Below are 22,352 nucleotides of genomic sequence, written 5' to 3' on the forward strand. Positions count from 1 at the left end.
AAATTAGCACTAGAGGGGGAGTTTTACTTGAATTATCGAGAGCTTGGTAATACAGGTTTAATGATTAGTGAGGTAAGTTTTGGAACTTGGGCAATTGGTGGAGCATGGGGCAAAACAGATGATACTGAAGCTTTAAAATCATTACGACACGCAATCGACCAAGGTGTAAATTTTTTTGATACTGCAGATGTATATGGTGATGGTCATAGCGAAGAACTATTGGCTAAAGCCACAAAAGGACTTGAAGATAAAATTTATATAGGAACAAAATTTTGTCGAAAAGGTGATATCTTTTCACCGGAAAATTACTCATATGAAGCGGTTAAGTCTTATTGCGAGGATAGTCTAAAACGATTAAATCGAGATGTGATTGATTTATATCAAGTGCATTGTCCAGCAACTGAAATTTTAAAGGATGGACAAGTATTTGATGTACTTGACCGTTTAAAAAGCGAAGGGAAAATCCGCCATTACGGGGTTAGCGTTGAAACGGTTGAAGAAGGAATGATTTGCTTAGAAAACCCAAATGTGAAAAGCTTACAGGTTATCTTTAATATTTTTAGACAAAAGCCATTAGAAGAATTACTTCCCGAGGCTTATAAGCGTGGAGTTGGTGTTCTTGTAAGATTACCACTAGCCAGTGGACTCTTATCTGGAAAGTATAAGGCTGATCATATTTTTGAGGAAGATGATCACCGAAACTTTAATGAAAATGGAGCGGCCTTTAATATCGGAGAAACATTTGCAGGCTTGGGCTTTAAAAAAGGAGTAGAATTGGCAAATCGAATTAACTGGATTGCTGAAGGAAGGTCTTCGATGGCAGGTGCAGCAATTAGATGGATTTTAGATCAAAAGGAAATTACATGTGTAATTCCTGGATTTAGAAACCAACGCCAAGTGGATGGCAACTTAGAAGCAATGAATATACAATCTTTTTCGAAAGCGGAATTAGATCAATTAGAGCTTTTCTATCAAAAAAATGTTTCTGACTTTATCAAAGGTGCTTACTAAAAAGTAATGTATTGAACTATATAGATGCATATGGAGGAGTATAAAATGGCTAAAATCAGTAATCCAATTTTACCGGGATTTAATCCCGATCCAAGTATTTGCCGAGTTGGGGAAGATTATTATATTGCAGTTTCAACTTTTGAATGGTTTCCAGGAGTTGGAATTTATCATTCAAAAGATTTAAAGAACTGGCGATTAGCATCAAGACCTTTGAAACGTTTAAGTCAATTAAATATGACAGGTAATCCAGATTCGGGTGGAATTTGGGCTCCTGCATTATCTTATCGTGATGGACAATTCTGGTTAATTTACACTGATGTAAAGGTAGTTGAAGGTCAATGGAAAGATTGTCACAACTATCTCGCAACATGTGAAACGATTGACGGAGAATGGTCAGACCCAGTTTACTTAAATAGTACTGGATTTGATCCTTCATTATTTCACGATGAGGATGGAAAAAAATATTTAGTTAATATGGTTTGGGATCATCGTGTAGGAAATCATCATTTTTATGGCATTTCATTACAAGAATACAGTGTAGAAGAAAAGAAACTAATCGGAAAAGCAGAGGTTATCTTTAAAGGAACCGATATTAAACTAACGGAAGCACCACATTTATATAAAATAAATGATTACTATTACTTATTAACGGCAGAAGGTGGTACGAAATATGATCACCAAGCTACAATTGCTAGGTCAAAACAGTTAATGGGGCCATATGAAGTACACCCGGAAAACCCGTTAATTTCGTCATTCCATGCGCCAAGAATTCCCCTTCAAAAAGCAGGACATGCATCAATTGTTCAAACACATACAGATGAATGGTTCCTTGTGCATTTAACAGGAAGACCATTACCAAGAGAAGGTCAACCGTTGTTAGACCCAAGAGGTTTCTGTCCATTAGGAAGAGAAACTGCTATTCAAAGGCTTGAGTGGAAAAATGATTGGCCGTATGTCGTAGGAGGGAATAGTCCATCACTTGAAATAGAAGGGCCAAAAATAGATGAAGTAAAATGGGAAAGTGATTACCCTGAGATGGATGACTTTAACTCAGATGTCTTAAATCCTCACTTTCAAAACTTAAGAATTCCATTAGGAGAGAATATCGTATCCTTAAAAGACAATCCAGGGCATCTACGTCTTTACGGAAGAGAATCCCTAACATCTAAATTTACTCAGTCATTTATAGCAAGACGCTGGCAACATTTTAACTTTACTGCAGAAACAAAAGTAGCATTTAATCCAAATACATTCCATCAATCAGCTGGTTTAGTAAATTATTACAACACTCAAAACTGGACTTCATGTCAAATCACTTGGAATGAAGGAAAGGGTCGAATTCTTGAATTAGTAACATGTGATAATTTTAAGTTCGATCAGCCTCTTCAAGGAAACGAAATTATTATTCCAGAACATGTTGAATATGTATATCTTCGAGTAAATGTGAAAACGAATGTTTACGAATACTCCTATTCATTTGATGGAGAGGATTGGATAGCAATACCTGTAAAACTTTATTCACTTAAACTGTCTGATGATTATATTCAGGGTGGTGGATTCTTTACAGGTGCATTCGTTGGAATGCAATGTCAGGATACGACTGGGCAAGGGCTACACGCGGATTTTGATTATTTTATTTATAAGAACTAATAAAAAAGTTCAACCAATTTGGTTGAACTTTTTTAGTCTAAAACTTACTGTATTAATTCTCTGCTAACTTTTTCTTAAAGTTAGTACTAGTATTAGTATTTTCTTTCACTACAGGTTCCTCTGCAGCTGTTGAACGTTTAATAAAGAATGCAAGAACTAGTGCAACTGCGGCAACGAATACCGTCACATAAAATGAGAAGTTAATTCCCTCTAACATTGCCTTCATTGTGATCTCTTGCTTAATTTGAGCAAGCATTTCAGGTGTAGGTTTACTAGTCACATGCTTCATCGCTTCAGCAGCAAGCTCTTTCGCTTTAGATTCTGTACGATTCGACATTACTGTTACGAGTAAAGCAGTACCAATTGCCCCAGATACTTGCTGTAAAGTATTATTCATGGCAGTACCATGTGGATAGAATCGTTTTGGTAATTGATTTAAACCATTTGTTGATACTGGCATCATTACCATCGACATACCGAACATACGTAATGAGTATAAAATAATAATATGTGTATATGTTGTATCCATTGTTAATTTACTTAAGAAATAAGTAGTAACAGTCATAATTGCTAAACCAGTTACTGCAAGTATTCTTCCGCCGATTTTATCAAATAATTTACCCGTAATTGGGGACATAATTGCCATTAATAATGCACCTGGTAACAGCATTAAGCCTGCATCAAATGGTTTAATGCCGCGAAGCGTTTGAGTGTAAATCGGTAAAAGCATCATTGCTGAGAACATAGCCATTGTCACTACAATTGAAATCGCTGATGATAAAGCAAACATAGGGTAGCGATAAATTCTGAAGTTTAACATTGGCGTATCAAGTTTTAATTGACGTAAGATAAATAGTATTAATGAAATAACCCCTACAATTAAAGTAACGTAAGCTTCTGGACTATCCCATCCTTTTGTTCCTGCAGTACTAAAACCGTACAATAATCCACCAAAACCTATACTTGATAAAAGAACAGAGAAAAGGTCGATCGTACTATTTGATTTCTCTTTTTTATCTTTAAGTAAGAAAAAGCCAATAATTAAAATCGTTAATGCAATCGGTGAAACAACATGGAAAAGCATTCTCCAGTCATAATGTTCAATAATCCAACCAGATAATGTCGGGCCAATTGCTGGTGCACCCATCATAACTAAACCAAAGAAGCCCATTGCAGTTCCTCGTTTTTCAACAGGGAAGCTAGTTAGCATAACATTCATTAATAATGGCATTAAAATAGCCGAACCAGAAGCTTGAATCATACGACCCGCTAATAATAAAGGAAATACATGTGCAAATCCTGCAGTTAAAGTACCGATATTAAATAAAAGTAGTGCAGTTAAAAATAAATGTCTAACAGAATATTTTTGGATCAAAAAAGCAGTAGTCGGAATTAAAATACCATTAACTAACATATACCCTGTAGAAAGCCATTGAACAGTCGAAGGCTCAACGTCCAAATCCTTCATAATAGAAGGTAAAGCAATATTAAGTAAAGTATTGTTTAAGAACGCAATAAAAGCCCCAATCATTAGGATTGTAATAATCCCATATGGTGGGCGAACCGATTTATTCATGGAATGATCCATGATTTCCCCTCCTTTGTACATCTAGTTCAATTTTTTGAACTGTGTTTCCATCTTCTATATAAGATAATATGATATACCATTCATTCATTAGATGCAATTATAATACCCATTAGAAATCTTTAATAATCTAATCAGATATTTACTAGTTAAAAATGTTAAAATAATGTACTATGTTTTTTAAGCAGTAATTAACTAGAACCAAGGTGATTATATGAATGATCGTAAACAGCATGTTGTAAAAATAGCTCATGAATTGTTTATTGAAAAAGGATTTCAAGCAACATCTATTCAAGACATATTAGACTATAGCGGTATTTCTAAAGGTACATTTTATAATTATTTTTCGTCTAAAAGTGATTTAGTAGTCGCATTATTTAATATGATTTATAAAAAACTTGAACATGAAAGAAATGAGTTGTTGATCGGACAGAGCCCTTCAAATATTGAAATTTTTATTAAACAAATAACATTATTAATGGAGGCAAATAGAGATAATAAATTGATTTCTCTATTTGAAGAAGTAATTTATATAAATGACTTAGATATTAAACAGTTCATAAGAGAAGGTAATTTTAAGACATTAAATTGGGTGTATACTCGATTCTTAGACATTTTTGGTAGTGAGAAAAAAGATTTTTTATTAGATAGTGCCATTATGTTTTTAGGAATTATACATCATAATGTTAGATACTATGACCTTGCCAAAGATATGAATATTAGTATGGATCAAGTCGTCCGATATAGTGTAAAACGTATGATTAAAATTGTTGAGGATGTCGAGGAATCTGGTGAGCAATTATTCAATTTGGAACTATTAGATAGATGGTTACCAGTAAGAAAGACCGAAGAAAATCTTCAACAAAAGCTTTGTAGTATAATTTGTACAATGAAAAAATCAGCATTAAATAGTAATGAACAACAGAAGTACAATGAGTTACTAGATTTTTTACAAAACGAATTGTTGCAGTCAAAAACACCTAGAAAATATTTAATTGAGAGTGCTTTAGTATCCTTAAACGAAGGGAAAACGTTACTAGGAGATAAAGAACTACAAAGGCTTAATGAGTTGATCGATATTAATTTTATTCAACATGTAAAATAACTTTATTTAATAGAAGAAAACCATCCTTTCGCTTTAATGCTTAGGATGGTTTTCTTTTGTTTAAAAATGATTAGTTTAACTGTTACGATAGTAAAGTTGTATTTTCCCTTGAAATTCTTTAATTAGATAAGTTCAATGCAACTTTTGTCTACTTTTATGAAGAAAAATCAGCTTAAAATCAGTAAAAATGTCGTTATTATACTTTTTTTACCATTAATTGACAAAAAATTCTGAATTGGTGATATACTTTCTTTTATAAATGAAAAAGGAGGTATCTTTGTTGTGAAATCTTTAAAGTCAATAGTAGTTTGGGGATTAATTTCAATACTTGGAGCTTTCTGTTTTTCTGTACTAGCTTTAAAAAGAGGGGAAACAATAAATGCAATTTGGCTCCTCACAGCGGCAGTTTGTACATATGCAGTGGCTTATCGTTTTTACAGTAAGTTTATTGCAGAAAAAGTATTTAAACTTGACGAAGATCGTAAAACACCTGCCGAAATTAATAATGATGGTAAAGACTTTGTACCAACGAATAAGTGGGTACTATTTGGTCATCATTTTGCAGCGATAGCAGGGGCTGGACCACTGGTTGGACCAATTTTAGCTGCGCAAATGGGTTATTTACCCGGAACGATTTGGATTATCGTAGGAGTTGTATTTGCAGGGGCAGTACAGGATTTTGTCATATTAGCTGCTTCGACACGTAGAAATGGTAAATCGCTTGGAGAAATGATTAAAGAAGAGATTGGTCCTATAACTGGGGTCATTGCGTTAATAGGTATATTAGGAATTATGGTTATTTTATTAGCTGTATTAGCACTTGTTGTAGTTAAAGCGCTCGCAGGAAGTCCTTGGGGAATGTTTACGATTGCAGCAACTATTCCAATCGCAATTTTCATGGGTATTTATATGCGATACATACGTCCTGGCCGAGTAGGAGAAGGGTCTTTTATTGGTGTTATTTTATTACTACTTTCATTATTTGCAGGACAATATGTAGCAGAAAGTCCAACATTAGCAGCAATGTTTACGTTTAAAGGAGAAACGATTGCGCTTATGTTAATTGGTTATGGGTTTATAGCATCAGTACTTCCAGTTTGGCTATTATTAGCTCCACGTGATTATTTAAGCACATTTTTAAAGGTTGGAACGATTTTAGCTTTAGCAATTGGCATTATTATTGTAGCACCAGACTTACAAATGCCGGCCGTTACAAAATTTATTGACGGAACAGGACCAGTATTTGCTGGAAATCTATTTCCGTTTTTATTTATAACAATTGCTTGTGGATCTGTATCTGGATTCCACTCATTAGTTGCTTCAGGAACTACACCAAAAATGATTGAACGTGAAACGCATGCACGTGCCATTGGTTATGGTGCTATGTTAACGGAGTCTTTTGTAGCAGTGATGGCTATGATTGCGGCATGTTTATTAACTCCAGGAGCATATTTTGCTATAAATAGCCCACCTGCCATAATTGGAACTGACGTAAATCAGGTGGCTCAAGTAGTTTCAAGCTGGGGCTTTACAATAGCTCCAAATGATTTGACTACACTAGCAAAGGATGTAGGGGAACAAACGATTCTTTCTCGTACTGGTGGGGCACCAACTTTAGCAATCGGCATGGCGGCACTCTTCTCTAAAGTAATCGGTGGTAAAACACTAATGGCTTTTTGGTATCATTTTGCTATTTTATTTGAAGCATTATTTATTTTAACAACAATTGATGCTGGAACTAGGATTGGACGTTATATGACGCAGGATATACTAGGCAATGTGTATAAGCCATTTGGAAAGACGGATTCACTTCCTGCAAATTTAATTGCGACAGCTATTTGCGTTTTCGGCTGGGGTTATTTCCTTTATCAAGGTGTTATTGATCCACTTGGAGGCATTAATACTTTATGGCCGTTATTCGGTATTGCAAATCAAATGCTTGCAGCGATTGCATTATTGCTAGGCACAACGATCTTGCTGAAAATGGGGAAAAAGGCATATGCATGGATTACATTAGTGCCAACAATTTGGATATTAATCGTCACAATGACAGCTGGTTGGCAAAAGCTGTTTCATGCATTACCAAAAATAGGGTTTTTAGCGCATGCTAAAGTATTTAAAGATGGTTTAGATGCTGGCAAAATCCTTGCACCAGCAGCTAGTAAAGCACAAATGAATCAAATAATTTTAAATGACTATATTGACGCAACAATTTGCGGATTATTTATGGTGATTGTGCTTTTAGTTCTAATTGCTTCGATTCGAAATTGGATAAATATATTGTCTAATAAACCGATAAAATTACATGAAACTCCATACATTAAACGCGAAGAAAGTGAACCGAAAAATTATGCACTATAAAGTGGAGGAGTTCAAAAAATATTATAAACAGTTTATTAGTTTATTAGTAGGAGTACCAAGCTATGAGAAATATGTTGAACATATGAAAACACAACACCCTGATCAACCAATTCAATCTAGAAAAGAGTTCTTTATCGAAGCGCAAGAGTCACGTTTTAATTCTAAAGGTGGTAAAGTTACTCGTTGTTGTTAAAGCAGATATATATAATCTAATAAGTAAACAAAATCCACAAGAAATAATCTTGTGGATTTTTTGCTTCTACTTTTTATCTCTACGATATAGATCCAGCGTTTTATATCCAGCACTTAAGACCATTTTCATTTCTTCACGTCTTTTTGCTTTCGTGGCTTCTTGCTTAGCGCTATAGACGTGTCTTGCCCAATCTTTACGATACCCAGGAGTTAGAGACTTATAGATCGTAAGTAATTCAGGAGAATCTTCTAAATCCTTTTCAACATTTGGAATCATATCAATATAATCATCTACACATTGACTTGCTTTCGATGAATTCGCAGCTTTTGTTTTTGATTCATCTTTTAATCCAACAACTGTAAAGACGTCATCTAATCCAACCATACGAGCAAATTTAATTGTACTTGAACCAATATAGCCGCTTTCATCCGCACCTAATCCTTCGAATAAATCATCACGATGAATATAAGTCGAATATACTTTGTTTCCTTTTTTAGGATAGGCAATAAAAAGATACCCATTTTTATCTAAATAATGATTCTGGATAATCTTTGTGACTAGTTCTTTTAGCGAATCCATATCAAGTACAAAAGCAAATATCAGATCGTAAGGATGGTTTTGTAGATCCGTATCAAAATGTGGTAAATCCTCAAAATAATTTGCATCACTTGGTTGATTTAAAACTGTAGCTTTTTTATATTTTTTTAAGTTTAGCTTTTCAACAATGGTTTTAGTCATCCCGATCCACCTTTAAAGTAGTAAGTATAAGGCTATTATAAATCAAAATAAGTAAAAAAATAATAGAAGCCCAGTTTCGAGCTTCTATTATTTATTAGGTAGATTGTTAGTCTAAAGAGCTTCTTTAATTACTTTTTTATAATAAAGAACAGATAAAAGACCAAAGACCGAGTATAAAACAGCATATAAAACCATGACGATGATCATTGGTGTCCAGACTTCAGTACCGAATAAGAACCACCCAGATTGGACAGCAAAATAGCTATGAACTAGTCCGACTACTAATGGGATACCGAAATTAAACAATTGCTTAGAACGTATACCTCTTAATAGGTCTCTACGGGAGAAACCTAGTTTACGTAAAATAGTATAATTTGGCTTTTCATCAACACTTTCATCCATTTGTTTAAAGTATAAAATACATCCAGATGTCATTAAGAACGTTAATCCTAAAAATCCGACGATGAACATAATAAGTCCCATATTTGCTTTCTGACTTTTAACGATTTCAAGTCGAGAAGCATTAGGATAATTCTTATCAAATTGATGATCCATATAAATCGTATTTGCTTTTTCAATTTGTTTTTCATCACTTATATTAATTCCATTGTAAACAGTGGATTCTTTTTGAATGGATGAATCAAGATTCTGTTTTAATGTTTTATATACTTGATCATCTACAATGACAGTAGGAAATCCTCCATTTGTGAAGTAGGAAGGTATAATCTTTTCACGTTTTAAACCTAAATAGTTTAGATTAAATTTTTTCTTGCTGTTAGTTAATTCAATATGCCCTGAATCCTTTAAGGTCATAAATTTTTGAAGCATATCATCGTATCCAGTAAATAAGGCGTCATTTGAAGAAAGGTTTACTTTAACTGATTTTTCGCTTACTACCGCTAGTGGGAATTTGTTAGCATCCTTCATCATGCCTTTTAATTCTGTATCTAGTATATTGTTTATATTTGCATTAACTTGAATAACCTCAATCTGTTTTTCGTTATATTTAATACCATTTTCATTTAGAGCAGATGTGAAAGTTTGTAAATCCTTATTATTATTTAAGAAAAAGTTAGCAGGGACATGGCTCTCTGCAGTTTTTTCTGCAGAATAATAAGATATATAGCTTAAAGATAATAAGCCAATCGCTAGTGCTGAAACAGTTGTAATAATAGTTAATAATAAAGCATTAGACTTCATTCTAAACATAATTGAAGATAAAGAGAGAACATCATTAATATTTAAGTAGCCATTTTTCTTTTTACGAACGATATTTAAAATAAAACGAACCGAACTTTTATACACTAAATAAGTTCCAATAATGACTGACGCTAAAATATAGATCATGACCGAAAATAGTTCAGTCATAGTAGTAAAATCGCCATCAAATAATTTTGATGATAGAAAATAACCTGAGATTATTAATAAAATACCTAAAATTCCAATAGAAATCTCGAATATAGACATTTTTTTAAGCTTTCCTTCAGTCGATGAGACGACTCGGAATAAAGATAAAATAGTTTGTCGTTTAATAAAAGCATAATTCATTAACATAATGAACGCGTAAATTACGACAAAAACAATTAATGTCTGCACTAATGCTTGTGAAGAAAAATGTAAAGTAGCAATCGCTTTTACTCCGACGATTTTATATAAAATCATAATGATTAGCCTTGAAATCGAAAAACCTACTAAAATCCCAAGAACCAATGAACTAAAATATAGAATACAATTTTCAACTGTTAAAATACCGAAAATCCTGTTTTTAGTCATTCCAATTAATTGAAACAAACCAATTTCTTTACTTCTTCTTTTTATAAAAATCATGTTTGCATATAAAAGGAAAATCGAAACGATTGCGACAAGTAAAATCGACGCTGAGCGAATTGCTGCTGCTCCTTTGATCGAACCCTTTGTTGCTTCCATTGATGGGTCATACTGCAATGTAACAAATGAGAAGTATAAGGCAGCACTAAAAATTAATGCAAAAACATATAGATAATAGTTTTTTAAATTCTTTTTTAAATTTCGGAATATCAAATGATTAATGCTCATGGTGAACACCACCTAATACACCTTGGGTTTTCATAATATCTTTAAAGAAATTCTGTCTCGTTTCATCGCCTTTGTGTAGTTGTGAATAGATTTGTCCATCTTTAATAAAGACAACGCGATTGCAGAAGCTTGCCGCTACTGGATCATGTGTAACCATTACAATTGTCGCGTTTCTTTTCTCATTTAGTTCACTTAGTTTATTTAATAAATCTGAAGCAGATTTTGAATCCAAAGCGCCTGTAGGTTCATCTGCGAAAATAATACTAGGTTCATGAATAAATGCTCTAGCGGCTGAAGTACGCTGTTTTTGTCCTCCAGAGATTTCGTTAGGATACTTATCTTTTAATTCATAAATACCAAGCTCTTTAGCAATAACATCAAACTTTTGATTGGCTTCACTTGGTGACGTTTTTGTAATTGATAAAGGTAGAAGTATATTTTCCTTTACTGTTAATGTGTCTAGTAAGTTGTATTCCTGGAAAATAAATCCCAAATAGTATTTACGAAATTCTGCTAATTGTTTTTCTTTCATATCCGTTATATCTTTACCCTCAATTGCAATCGTTCCACTATTAATTTTATCGATCGAGGAAAGAACGTTTAGTAAAGTTGTTTTACCAGATCCAGACGGACCCATAATACTAACAAATTCACCTTTTTCGATGTTTATATTAATGCCACTTAACACTTCTTGTTTATTAAATTTATTTCCGTAACTTTTATGAATTTTATTTGCCTCTAAAATATTCAATTTGTACACTCCTTTATTTTCATTCGATAAGGTTAGTATAAATGGTTACCAAGACCGTTTCCTTTGATTAACCGAACAATAAACAAAAGCATGTGACAATTTTGTCACATGCCTGTTATTTTTACAAATTCATTTCGTTTAGGGAAGGTTAGCGTGAAAATTGAACCTTTATCTAACTCAGACTTTACTTGGAAAGTAATATGTAGTGACTGGGCAGCTTTCTTTGCTAAATATAACCCCATCCCTGTAGAGGCATTGTCTTGATGCTGAATCGTAGAAGTAAATCCTTTTTCGAAAATCCGTGGCAAATCTTTTGAATGAATACCACGACCAAAGTCTTCGATTTCAAGAATTACTTGTTCATTTTTTTGCTTACTTATAATCCGAATGTCTGAAGATGGACTATATTTCACGGCATTTGTTAATAGCTGTCGTATTATATAAGATAGCCATTTAGCATCACTGAATACTTCTAGCTCCTCTAATTCAATATCAAATCCAATCCCTTTATGTATACACCATGATTGCAAAGTTTTAATCTCTGGATAAATGACATCTTCAAGCTGAATTTTTTCGATATAAAGATCATTTTCAATAAAAGGTATTCTTTTTTGGTGTAGCTGTTGATCTAGTAATAGGTGAATACGTAGCCATTCATATGTTAAATTTGATTTCAACTTTTCATCATTCATACGATCAATCATTAAGTGCATTGCTGTTAAAGGTGTTTTTACTTCATGGATCCATGATAGGAGTTCATCTTTTTCTTGTTCTAAATAAGTTTGATTTTGAATAGCTATTTTTTTTAATAAGCTTGTTTGATTTGTTAAACTGTTTTCAACAATTTCTTCAAATGGACTATTAGATTCTTCAATTCCCGTCAAATCAAGGTTATCCTCACGTTCAACAAGACTTCTATAAAATTTTATTTCTTTAGGATATCGAATGACTAAAAAAATGATAAACAATAATAGTGATAGAAATACAATATAAAGTAATGATTTTAAAGGAATTGACGAATCAATAAATGAAACAAATACAATGAGTACTTGTGTTAGTAGGAAAAAAAGAATCCAACTTAATCGCTCAATTAGAAATGTTTTTATCATTAAACGACCTCTTCTAATGCAATATAACCTTGGCCAACCTTTGTTTCAATAAATTGTCCTAATCCTATTTCATCTAGTCTTTTACGCAATCGATTCACGTTTACTGTTAAAGTGTTATCACTAATAAATCGTTTATCGTCCCAAAGTGCATTTATTAATTCCTCACGACTTACGATTTTATTTTTTTGTTCAATTAGCAGTTTTAAAATATAGATCTCATTCTTTGTAAGTTCAATTGCACCAGTTTTATTCGATACGGTATTTTTTTCATAGTCGACGGTTGCACCACACCACGTTTTAAGAGCAATTTTTTCGGTATTGTAATTATATACGCGTCTAAGAGTAGCCTGGATTTTCGCAATTAGTACATCAAAATGGAATGGCTTTTGTATAAAATCATCTGCTCCAAGTTGCATCGACATGACCATATCCGAGGGGTGATCTCTTGAAGAGAGAAAGATAATAGGGACATTTGAATGGGAACGAATCATACGACACCAATGGAAACCATCGTATTTTGGTAGTTGTATATCAATGATGACTAAATCTGGTTTTATCTCTGTAAACTCTTGAATTACCTTACTAAAATCTGTTATTCCAAATACCTCGTAAGACCATCCAGATAAGCGATCTTTAATCTCAGTGAATAAAGAAGAATCATCTTCAATGAGTAATAGTTTAAACAAATGGTTTCACCACACTTTTTATTTACTTTCCATTAATTGTAAAATAAAAACAAATTAAGTGCTATAAACGAATATAGTATTTACCTGAATAAAAAAAGTACACTGTATTTTATACAGTGCACCTTTAGTTCTTATCGATTATCTATTTTCTCAGGGTATAAATCATGGTTCATCATACGGTGTTCAGCCATTTTTTCGTATTTTGTGCCTGGTCGACCATAGTTACAATATGGGTCAATTGAAATTCCGCCACGTGGAGTGAATTTCCCCCAGACCTCAATATAACGAGGATCCATTAATTTGATTAGATCATCCATAATAATATTCATGCAATCCTCATGGAAGTCACCATGATTACGGAAGCTAAAGAAGTATAATTTTAATGATTTACTTTCAACCATTTTTTGTTCAGGTATATAGCTGATATAAATTGTCGCAAAATCAGGTTGACCAGTTTTTGGACAAAGTGAAGTAAATTCTGGGAAATTAAATTTTACGAAATAATCACGATCTGGATGAGTATTATCAAATGTTTCTAATATTCCTGGATCATATTCAAATAAATATTTTGTGTTGTTGCTGCCAAGTAATGATACTTCTTCTAGTGAACCTTTTGATCTTCCTACCATTTTGGTTAAACTCCTCTCTTATTTCCCCAAACAAATGCATGTAATTGAGGTAAAACTTTTACATTTTTAAATACGTTTGATTTCATTGCTTCATCTATAAGCCATTCGTAACGTTTTAACATGTATTGTAATAAGGTGCTATCATCTGCATTTAGCCAACTATTTCCGACTTGTAAAAAGAACGGAACATGTGGGAATTTTTGATGAACAGTTTCTGCATAAGCTAAATCTTTTTCATCAAAAATAACAACTTTTAAGCAAAACTTTGGATGATTTTCTAAATTTTGAATAATGCTTTCTAGCATATCAAAATCAGTATTCATGCCACTGCTAGGCGGTTTAGGCGATAAAGTAACTTCATCAATAGAAGGTAACCATGGTTGCCACTTACTACCTTGAGTTTCAAGAGCTAAAGTCATATTCTTTTCCTTTAAAAACTCAACTACAGGGCCTAAAGATGGAAGTAAGGCAGGGTTTCCACCAGAAATTGTAATATGAGAGAATGTATCGCCGCCTATGTTGGTTAAATTCTTCCAAACTTCTTCCGCGGTCATCCATTTTATATTTTCTTTTTCACTACCATCCCAAGTGAACGAAGAATCGCACCAACTACAGGAGTAATCACAACCCGCAGTACGAATAAACATCGTTTTTTGACCGATTGCCATCCCTTCACCTTGTACAGTAGGTCCGAATATTTCAAGTACCGGAATTTTACTCATTGATCATCCACTCCCTACGAGCTTCTGCGTAGCAAGTAGGCGTTTCAAATAAACGAACAAACTCTACTCGAATATCTTGTGCAGGATTTGTATGATCCTTAAGTGCATTTTCCATTTGCTCATAAATCCAAACAACCATATTTTCGGCTGTGGTATTCATCGGAGGTAGCATCTCATTTAAATAACGGTGATCTAAATAGATTTCAATTTTTTCCTTCCAAATCTGTTTAATATCACCAAAATCGATCACTAAGCCAATTTCATCAACAAAACCACTAATTCCAAAAATAACTTTATATGTGTGTCCGTGTAAATTCTTACATTTACCTTCGTAGCAATGTAAGTGATGTGCAGCATCAAAGGTAAACTCTTTATTAACGAGAACTCGTCTATTGTGATATTTTAAGTCTTCTTTTTTTATATGTTCATCAATTTTATGAAGTCTTTCTACGATACGAAAATCAAACATTCTTTGCTGCTCCCTTCGATTGTAGGTAACGATCTAAACCAGCCTGACGAAGCTCACATGCCGGACATTCTCCACAACCATCAGAAATAATGCCGTTATAGCAAGTTAATGTTTTATTTTTTACATATTCAAATGCACCTAAATCATCAGCTAGTTTCCATGTGTCAGCCTTATCGATCCACATAAGTGGAGTATGAATAACAAATGGATAATCCATTGATAGATTAAGAGTTACGTTTAATGATTTAACAAAGATATCTCGGCAGTCAGGGTATCCGCTAAAGTCAGTCTCACAAACACCTGTAATAATGTGCTTTGCTCCTTTTTGTTTAGCAAGTACTGCTGCAAAAGAAAGGAATAATAAGTTACGTCCATCGACGAATGTAGAAGGAAGCTCTCCTTCTTCGTGAGTTATATCAATATCTGATCTTGTTAAAGCATTTGGTGCAAGCTGATTTAACAAGGACATATCAAGGATATGGTGAGGAATATTTAATTCCTTACAAATATCTGCAGCTACATCTAATTCTAGTTTATGGCGCTGATTGTAGTTAAACGTAACCGCCTCAACTTCGCCAAAGTTTTGCATAGCCCAGAATAAACAAGTAGTACTGTCTTGGCCACCGCTAAATACAACGATTGCTTTTTCATTTTTCATATTTCTTCTCTCCTTTGCATGATTAAAAAGAAGAGGGCATCCCGAATAACAAAAATAAAAACAATACGACAAATATTGTTTTTCGCCTTATTTTTTTGTAGAGGGGAGTTTGCGACCTCTACCATAAGCAATAAAACTTATGGATTTTTCTATTAAATTTTCTATCTATTAAATTGTACTAGAGAAGTACAATCATAATTCCCATTATAATCGTTTCATGTTAAAAGAACAAAAACTTTTGTAAGAAAGTAAAAAATTACATATAGGGGTTAGAAATATACTGTTAATTTATGTGTAATTGCTGATACTAGTCTTTATATATGAGTTGCATGATTGAATTTAGTAAATTAGGTGATTAAAATTGAACAAATTCATAAGCCTTTTGTCGGAGTTTGTATTTTGGTATCCATTGGTTATGTCTTTATTTTGGGTGGCTGGATCCAGTCTATTTTTCCGATACCGAGAAAAAGGAAAAGATGTAAATTTTGAAGGGATTGATTGGCCGTTAATTAGCATCTTAATACCTTGTTATAACGAAGAGGAAACAATTGAGGAGACGATTCAATATTTAGTGGAACTCGATTATCCATTAAAAGAAATCATTGCTGTAAACGATGGCAGTAAGGATTCAACCTTTAAAATTTTAGAAAAAATGGCAAATAAACATCGAGAGGTCAAAGCAATTGATTGTAGAGAAAATAGGGGGAAAGCAAATGCGCTACATATTGCTTGCCATGCATCAAAAGGGGAGTTTTTAGTTTGTATAGATTCGGATGCCATTTTAGCGCCTAAAGCTGCACAGTATCTTATTTATCATTTTCTACATAGTGGGGAAAGATTAGGTGCCGTAACAGGAAGTCCAAGAATTCGAAATCGCGATACCCTACTGAGTAGATTACAAATAGTAGAATATTCTTCAATTATTGGGGCCATAAAAAGAACCCAAAGAATGCTCGGTAAAATTATGACTGTATCAGGTGTAGTCGTTGCATTTCGAAAAAAAGCACTTGTAGATGTAGGATTATGGGACCGCGACATGATTACAGAAGATATCGCAGTATCCTGGAAGCTACAAGAAAGATTTTGGGATATTCGCTATGAACCTCGTGCACTTTGCTGGATGTTAGTTCCAGAAACTTTAAAAGGAATTTGGAACCAAAGAATTCGTTGGGCACAGGGTGGACAAGAGGTAATTATGCGGTATTGGCATTTATTATTGGACTTTCGGCATAGAAGGATCTGGCCGATCTACCTTGAACAATGGGTTAGTTTAATCTGGTCATTTTCTTGGGTATTCGTGACAATTTACTATTTAATAACTGCTAACAGTGTACAAGAACTAATCATATGGATGACTTTTTCTTCTTTCTCACTTGTTTTCATGAGTCTTATACAGCTTTGGATGTCGATAAGAGTGGATTCCACATACGATAACATAAAAAAATACTACTTGTGGGCTGCATGGTATCCAGTTATTTATTGGGTTTTAAATGCAATGATTGTAATGTTTGCATTACCTAAAGCAATTAAATCAAGAATAAAAGGTGGTTATGCAACATGGACAAGCCCAGACAGGGGAAACAGGAAACTGGAGTAATCGTTCATTCAAAGAAAAATTGGCTGAGTGAAGTAATGATTATAATTACAACATTGGTAGTTTGGATCTATTGCATAATTGTAATTGCTTTTTTCATTAGTTCGCTAACAAATTACAATAATCGATATATAAATATAATAAAGTCCTATTTTAAAATGACAAATCATGACATACGTTTTTTTATTTTATTTACAATCCTTTTGTGGATCGTTTTTTATTTTGGTCTTTTAAGTTGGAAATTTTATAATCTAAAAAGATTTGGATCATTACGAAGAAGGTCATATCCAAAATTTACAACAAAGGAGGACTTATTAAATTTAAAGCTTATGTCCGAAGAGGATTACAATAAATTACAGAATTCAAAAATTATCATCTTTGAGAAAAATCCTATTCAAGGGTTAGTTAATCAGAATAAAAATAAGTAATCCACATGTGGATATTTTTAATCAAGGGACTTATCCACAAACTGACAGGTAGAAGTAATCTGCCTGTTTTTTAATTTTTAGAGGAAAACCGTTTATAGAGAGTTGTACACAAGTTTGTACACAAGAATACATTTTGTAAACAATTGTATACGATTAAGTATACTTGTCCACAAAGTTGTACACTTTTATTTCTTAAAAAATCTCAGAAGTAGGAAACACGCATTTTAAAAATAATTCTAGAGAAAACGAAATGTAGACATAACTGTACTCATGTACACATTTATGTAAACAGTTGTACACAAAAAAGTAAACTTTACATTCTGTCGAAAAAAGGATACCTATCTAATATTTCTTCATTATTTTTTATATAAAGGATGAGTGTCTTCTGTGGGGGGAGACTTGAGCCTTACCGTCACATTAACCAGAGACTGAAATGGATCTCAACTTTACCGCATTCCCTAAAGGATTCGAGTACTCTTGGCTGAGCATGAACTTCTTCATAAAAAAATTTAATTTAAAAAAACATCTAAAATAATTATAACTATGAAGAATTGCCTTTTAATAAACGAAGCACACTTAATATTCGATCTCGAGTTACACATCACACATCTATACAAGCATAGTAAACAAGTTAATATTTTGAGGCTCTGGAAAATGCGCTGGCAGTTATGTTTGCATTTAGTTTGAGAATTTAATTTCAGTATGTTGTTCAAAAAAATATTACCAACAAAAATCACTACTTTATCAAAGAAGTTCTCTTAGTGTTCTTACCTTCAATATTTGCTCTAATATAGCTCATCTTATTGGTTTAAAATATCTAATTTTTATAGTTCTCAGAGGTAGAAAACAATCGTCCTAAAATAAGTTTAGAAAAGAGAGAGTTGTATACATTTTTGTATACAAGTACACGTTTTTGTACACAAATGTATACAGATTTGTAAACATGTATACATTTGTGTAAACGAATAATGTGTTTACGATTTTGTATACAAGATGACAATTCGTTTACATTTATATAATACTTACAAATGATGATTGACCGGTTATCTAAAGTTAGATACGATTTTAGTAGAACTACAAGTAAGACTATAAATCTATTAATAATGAAAGGGATGATTTATATGGTAAACGCTCGTATAGCTGCTATTGATGTTGGAAACGATTCACTCAAAGGAATTTTTGGGAAGATGGAAGCTGAGATTAATATTCCTAATATTATTGCTAGGGATACAGAAGATCGTCCAATCATTGGTATAGAGGAACTAGACAACCAAGATCCAGTTGATGGAATACATATTCGCGTTCACTCTCCTACGTTAAAAGAGAATAATACTGTTTACCGAGTAGGTAACTTAGCAACAAAAAGTAGTAATGCAACTGAATTAGATCCTGGAAGTAATAAGTCTGAAGAAGATCAAACACTTATTATGTTATTTGCAGCGTTAGCATTAGATGCAGCAAGAGAAGAAAATAAACAAGTAGTAAAGAACTCTAACAATGTAATTGAGGTAACATACGTACTAGGAACTGGCCTTCCACTTAGAGAAGTAAAGGAAGGGAAGGATGTCGGTTATCGATCGCGTTTACTAGGTTCAGTTCACCAAGTAGAGTTTTTAGTAACGCCTAGATATCAAGGATTAAAAGTTAATATTAAATTTGAAGATGTTAAAGTTTACCCTGAAGGATTTGCCGCTTTTATCAATCTAGTTATGGATAATCATTTAAACATAATTAACAAAGATCTTATTGATAAAAAAATCCTTATTCAAGACATCGGTGGATTATCAACTGATATCGCTGTCATTAGAAATAGGAAGGTAGATGACGATAAAGCTCAAGGCTTTAATCTTGGAGTAGCAGAATCACTAGAAGCAATTCGTGAAGAGATTCGTTCTAGACATGGCGTTGAACTCGATAGCCGTAGAGATGTAGTAGAAATTATTACTAAGAAAAGTGACCGAAATCATATTTATGTTAAAGGTAGTCGGACAAGCGTTCATGATATTGTAGACCGAATTTTATTGGAATTAGCAAAAAAACAGTATCGTCATTTAAGAAATATTTGGCAGAAAAACTCTCAAACTGAAATATGCTATTTCATCGGTGGAGGTTCCCTAATCTTAAAGGATTATCTTAAGACACTAAATAACAACTTAGATGGTTATAATATTGATTTCTTTGAAGATGAGAAGGAAAGTATCTGGATGATGGCGAATGCTTATTATAAACTAATTGCCGATTTTGAAATAAAAAGAATAAGAGAATCCCGTAGAGAAGCAAATCAAAATCAAAATCAAAGGGAAGCACAACAAACTCAAAAAGAAGAACAAAAAATGTCTAAAGTAAAATAAGGTGATTCCATGAAGGAAAAAGAATTGACGAGGGGACAACCTATTACATTTCGTATCCCTTCCGATACGCCTGATCAGATCATAAAACATTTGCAACAGCTTAAGCAAAGCGAAAGGCGAAACTTTTCAAGTAAGATTGCTGAGTACGTAATAAGCGGAATTAATGACTCGTTATCAAAGCAAAGGCAAACAATAACGATTCCACTTCCTAAAAGCCTAGATAAAGCTCAAAGAGATTGGTTAAAACATGAACATTCTGAGGCATTATTAGGAAGTATTGTGTACCAACTATTATCCAATCCAATTCGAACTGCTTCTCTTATTACATCGCTAAATAGTAATAGTCTAGCGATTGAAGAAGCTCTATATCTTCAAGAAGAAATAAATGAGCTAGAGCCAGAATTGGAACCCGTTCAGACAGAAATACGTACAAGCGAACGGAATGCAACAAAATTAGGTAATATTGGAAGAAAAGCCGATCGTGATGATGATTTAGATAACTTTAATTGGGAAGTTGCAAGCAAAAATGAAATCTCTGCAGCTGAAGAAGAAATAGAAGAGGAAGATATGGATAGTCTCCTCGGAGATTTTCTTTCACAAATGAATAAATAAGAAATCATAAAAGGGACCGAGTAGATACGGTCCCTTTGTTCATTTTTAATTATTTAATATCGTTCTGAGAGATTTGTGATAATGCTTCGCCAGCACTTTCGTCTGATTGTTCTTGTACAGCTAAATCTCCAAGTGAAAGCATTCCAACAAGGTTGCCGTTTTCTACGACTGGCAATCTTCTAATTTGATGCTGTGCCATTAAACTCGACGCTTCTTGAAGACTGGCATTACAATCAATCGTCACAATGTCATTGGACATTACTTGAGAAGCATTTGCGTTGCCATTTTGACCAATTCCACGTAAAGCTAAGTCACGATCTGTAATCATTCCAACTACTTGTCCATTTTCAACAACTGGAATTGCTCCAACATTTAAGCTTTCCATTTTACTTGCTACTGATTGTAAAGAATCTTGATTTGAACAACATTCAACATTACTTGACATTACGTCTCTTACTTTCATAAAAACACCTCCATAAAAATAACAAAGATATTACTGTGAATATCTTTGTTTGTAGACAAATCCAAAAAATCGATTTTCAATTGCAAGCGATTTGCGAGCCATCTGAAATATTATTTGAAATATCCATTTAATTATTCGGAGCATTAGCAGATATATGTTGCATAATGTATTTTTACGAGTTTAATGTAAGAATAATTTTTTTATGCTGATTGAAGTGACTTTCTTTTAAGGAATTCAGGTAAAACGATACCGATTAAAATTAAAATGATGCCAAAATATTGTGGAGCTCCAACCGTTTCCTTTAATACAATCGCTGACATTAATGTAGCTGTCGGTAACTCTGCTGCCCCTAAGATAGAGGCAAGACCAGAACCAGTTAAAGGAACGCCTTTTGAAAACATTAAAGTAGAGAAAAATGGACCTAGAAAGCCAAGGATCAGTCCGTACTTTAATGAAAGTTCTGCAAATAAGTGCCAATTTGTGAAAAATGTAGGTGGGAGGAAGATAGCACAAATTATAAACCCGCCAGTAATCATTAATGCTGTTTTTGTTATTGGGTTTGCTTTTAAAGCGATTCTACCGCTAAGTAATATAAAAGTACTGTACGAAACCGCGGACAACGCCCCAAATAAAACTCCTAACCAATTCAATGAACCAATACCATCGGTTAAAACATTTGTCGCAAAGATCGTGCCGATAACGAGAGGAATCAATGAGAGCAATTTACTTTTTTCAGGAAGTTTTCGATTGACTACTGATTCTAATAAAACGCCAATCCAAGTGAATTGGAACAACAGCACGATTGCTAATGATGCAGTAATATATTGTAAAGCCAAATAATAAAACATCCCTGTTAAACCAGTAGTAGACCCTAATACAACAAGTAATAAAACATCCTTCTTTGTAGGCTTTAAATATTGTTCATTGTTTGATTTAGCGGATCTACTTTTATTAAAAAGTACGATGGACCATAACAATATAGCTCCAACAAACATTTGCATACCAACTACATCATTTACAATAAAACCATCACCATAAGCCAATTTTACAAAGGTAGACAAAACGCCATAACAAACAGAACCGATAATAATATAGAGTATGCCTTTCAAAATAACACCTCTTCCTAATAAAAAGAAGTAAAGAGGAAAGACCTCTTTACTCATATCTAATTTCATATTTTGC

Annotated in this window: 21 protein-coding genes; 9 read left to right on the top strand and 12 right to left on the bottom strand. The window is 33.3% G+C overall.

The features are described from left to right. Window positions 1–27 precede the first annotated feature (27 nt). On the top strand, window positions 28–1,011 hold the full coding sequence (locus BM319_RS21520) for an aldo/keto reductase (RefSeq protein WP_091024633.1): 984 nt from the start codon (window positions 28–30) through the stop codon (window positions 1,009–1,011). Between the two features lie 45 nt (window positions 1,012–1,056). Continuing rightward, window positions 1,057–2,661 (top strand): glycoside hydrolase family 43 protein, encoded by a 1,605-nt coding sequence (locus BM319_RS21525; protein ID WP_091024635.1) that lies wholly within the window; start codon window positions 1,057–1,059, stop codon window positions 2,659–2,661. Window positions 2,662–2,713: 52 nt separating this feature from the next. Here the strand turns inward: BM319_RS21525 and BM319_RS21530 are convergent, their stop codons facing one another. Next, window positions 2,714–4,249, bottom strand: a complete 1,536-nt coding sequence (locus BM319_RS21530; protein ID WP_069033677.1) for a DHA2 family efflux MFS transporter permease subunit — start codon at window positions 4,247–4,249, stop codon at window positions 2,714–2,716. Between the two features lie 211 nt (window positions 4,250–4,460). Between BM319_RS21530 and BM319_RS21535 the strand changes: the two genes are divergently transcribed. The 3 genes from BM319_RS21535 (at window position 4,461) to BM319_RS21545 (ending at window position 7,905) form a co-directional block, all read left to right on the top strand. Beyond that, the gene (locus BM319_RS21535; RefSeq protein ID WP_091024637.1) at window positions 4,461–5,351 is read left to right on the top strand and encodes a TetR/AcrR family transcriptional regulator; all 891 of its coding nucleotides are present in this window, start codon (window positions 4,461–4,463) and stop codon (window positions 5,349–5,351) included. Window positions 5,352–5,633: 282 nt separating this feature from the next. Further along, window positions 5,634–7,712 carry a carbon starvation CstA family protein gene (locus BM319_RS21540; RefSeq protein ID WP_069033679.1) on the top strand — a complete coding sequence of 693 codons (2,079 nt, stop codon included), beginning with the start codon at window positions 5,634–5,636 and terminating at the stop codon, window positions 7,710–7,712. Next, window positions 7,702–7,905 (top strand): YbdD/YjiX family protein, encoded by a 204-nt coding sequence (locus tag BM319_RS21545; RefSeq protein WP_069033680.1) that lies wholly within the window; start codon window positions 7,702–7,704, stop codon window positions 7,903–7,905. The genes BM319_RS21540 and BM319_RS21545 overlap by 11 nt, the downstream gene beginning before the upstream one ends. A 66-nt stretch (window positions 7,906–7,971) precedes the next feature. On the opposite strand, the gene BM319_RS21550 is transcribed toward BM319_RS21545, so the two are convergent. From BM319_RS21550 to queC, 9 genes are all read right to left on the bottom strand, one after another. Next, window positions 7,972–8,643 carry a YdeI/OmpD-associated family protein gene (locus tag BM319_RS21550; RefSeq protein WP_091024640.1) on the bottom strand — a complete coding sequence of 224 codons (672 nt, stop codon included), beginning with the start codon at window positions 8,641–8,643 and terminating at the stop codon, window positions 7,972–7,974. Window positions 8,644–8,754: 111 nt separating this feature from the next. Then, on the bottom strand, window positions 8,755–10,698 hold the full coding sequence (locus BM319_RS21555; RefSeq protein WP_091024641.1) for an FtsX-like permease family protein: 1,944 nt from the start codon (window positions 10,696–10,698) through the stop codon (window positions 8,755–8,757). After that, window positions 10,688–11,449: an ABC transporter ATP-binding protein gene (locus tag BM319_RS21560; RefSeq protein ID WP_025568323.1), complete on the bottom strand. Its 762-nt coding sequence runs from the start codon at window positions 11,447–11,449 to the stop codon at window positions 10,688–10,690. Before BM319_RS21560 ends, BM319_RS21555 begins: the two co-directional genes overlap by 11 nt. A gap of 104 nt (window positions 11,450–11,553) precedes the next feature. Then, entirely contained in the window at window positions 11,554–12,558 is a 1,005-nt protein-coding gene (locus BM319_RS21565) for a sensor histidine kinase (protein WP_091024643.1), read from the bottom strand. Then, window positions 12,558–13,244: a response regulator transcription factor gene (locus BM319_RS21570; RefSeq protein ID WP_025568325.1), complete on the bottom strand. Its 687-nt coding sequence runs from the start codon at window positions 13,242–13,244 to the stop codon at window positions 12,558–12,560. Before BM319_RS21570 ends, BM319_RS21565 begins: the two co-directional genes overlap by 1 nt. A gap of 131 nt (window positions 13,245–13,375) precedes the next feature. Next, window positions 13,376–13,873, bottom strand: a complete 498-nt coding sequence (gene queF, locus BM319_RS21575) for a preQ(1) synthase (RefSeq protein ID WP_025568326.1) — start codon at window positions 13,871–13,873, stop codon at window positions 13,376–13,378. Between the two features lie 5 nt (window positions 13,874–13,878). Then, window positions 13,879–14,595 carry a 7-carboxy-7-deazaguanine synthase QueE gene (gene queE, locus BM319_RS21580; RefSeq protein ID WP_091024645.1) on the bottom strand — a complete coding sequence of 239 codons (717 nt, stop codon included), beginning with the start codon at window positions 14,593–14,595 and terminating at the stop codon, window positions 13,879–13,881. Beyond that, window positions 14,588–15,064, bottom strand: coding sequence for a 6-carboxytetrahydropterin synthase QueD (queD, locus tag BM319_RS21585; protein WP_025568328.1), 477 nt, complete (start codon window positions 15,062–15,064; stop codon window positions 14,588–14,590). Before queD ends, queE begins: the two co-directional genes overlap by 8 nt. After that, window positions 15,057–15,794, bottom strand: coding sequence for a 7-cyano-7-deazaguanine synthase QueC (gene queC / locus BM319_RS21590; RefSeq protein WP_353615549.1), 738 nt, complete (start codon window positions 15,792–15,794; stop codon window positions 15,057–15,059). Before queC ends, queD begins: the two co-directional genes overlap by 8 nt. Before the next feature lie 289 nt (window positions 15,795–16,083). On the opposite strand from queC, the gene pgaC reads away from it, so the two are divergent. From pgaC to BM319_RS21610, 4 genes are all read left to right on the top strand, one after another. After that, complete coding sequence (gene pgaC, locus BM319_RS21595) at window positions 16,084–17,319, top strand: poly-beta-1,6-N-acetyl-D-glucosamine synthase (protein WP_091024647.1); 1,236 nt, start codon at window positions 16,084–16,086, stop codon at window positions 17,317–17,319. Continuing rightward, window positions 17,280–17,744, top strand: coding sequence for a hypothetical protein (locus tag BM319_RS21600; RefSeq protein WP_091024649.1), 465 nt, complete (start codon window positions 17,280–17,282; stop codon window positions 17,742–17,744). Before pgaC ends, BM319_RS21600 begins: the two co-directional genes overlap by 40 nt. A 1,121-nt stretch (window positions 17,745–18,865) precedes the next feature. Next, complete coding sequence (locus tag BM319_RS21605; RefSeq protein ID WP_025568332.1) at window positions 18,866–20,095, top strand: ParM/StbA family protein; 1,230 nt, start codon at window positions 18,866–18,868, stop codon at window positions 20,093–20,095. A 9-nt stretch (window positions 20,096–20,104) separates the two neighbouring features. Then, window positions 20,105–20,707: a hypothetical protein gene (locus tag BM319_RS21610; protein ID WP_069033686.1), complete on the top strand. Its 603-nt coding sequence runs from the start codon at window positions 20,105–20,107 to the stop codon at window positions 20,705–20,707. A gap of 49 nt (window positions 20,708–20,756) precedes the next feature. Here BM319_RS21610 and BM319_RS21615 read toward each other — a convergent pair whose 3' ends face one another. Together BM319_RS21615 and BM319_RS21620 are read right to left on the bottom strand one after the other, a co-directional pair. Then, the gene (locus tag BM319_RS21615) at window positions 20,757–21,170 is read right to left on the bottom strand and encodes a CBS domain-containing protein (RefSeq protein WP_025568334.1); all 414 of its coding nucleotides are present in this window, start codon (window positions 21,168–21,170) and stop codon (window positions 20,757–20,759) included. Between the two features lie 200 nt (window positions 21,171–21,370). After that, the gene (locus BM319_RS21620; protein ID WP_025568335.1) at window positions 21,371–22,279 is read right to left on the bottom strand and encodes an EamA family transporter; all 909 of its coding nucleotides are present in this window, start codon (window positions 22,277–22,279) and stop codon (window positions 21,371–21,373) included. Window positions 22,280–22,352: the final 73 nt, after the last annotated feature.

Origin of the sequence: Bacillus sp. UNCCL81 (genome assembly GCF_900112535.1) — a bacterium.
Classification (GTDB): domain Bacteria; phylum Bacillota; class Bacilli; order Bacillales; family Bacillaceae_G; genus Gottfriedia; species Gottfriedia luciferensis_B.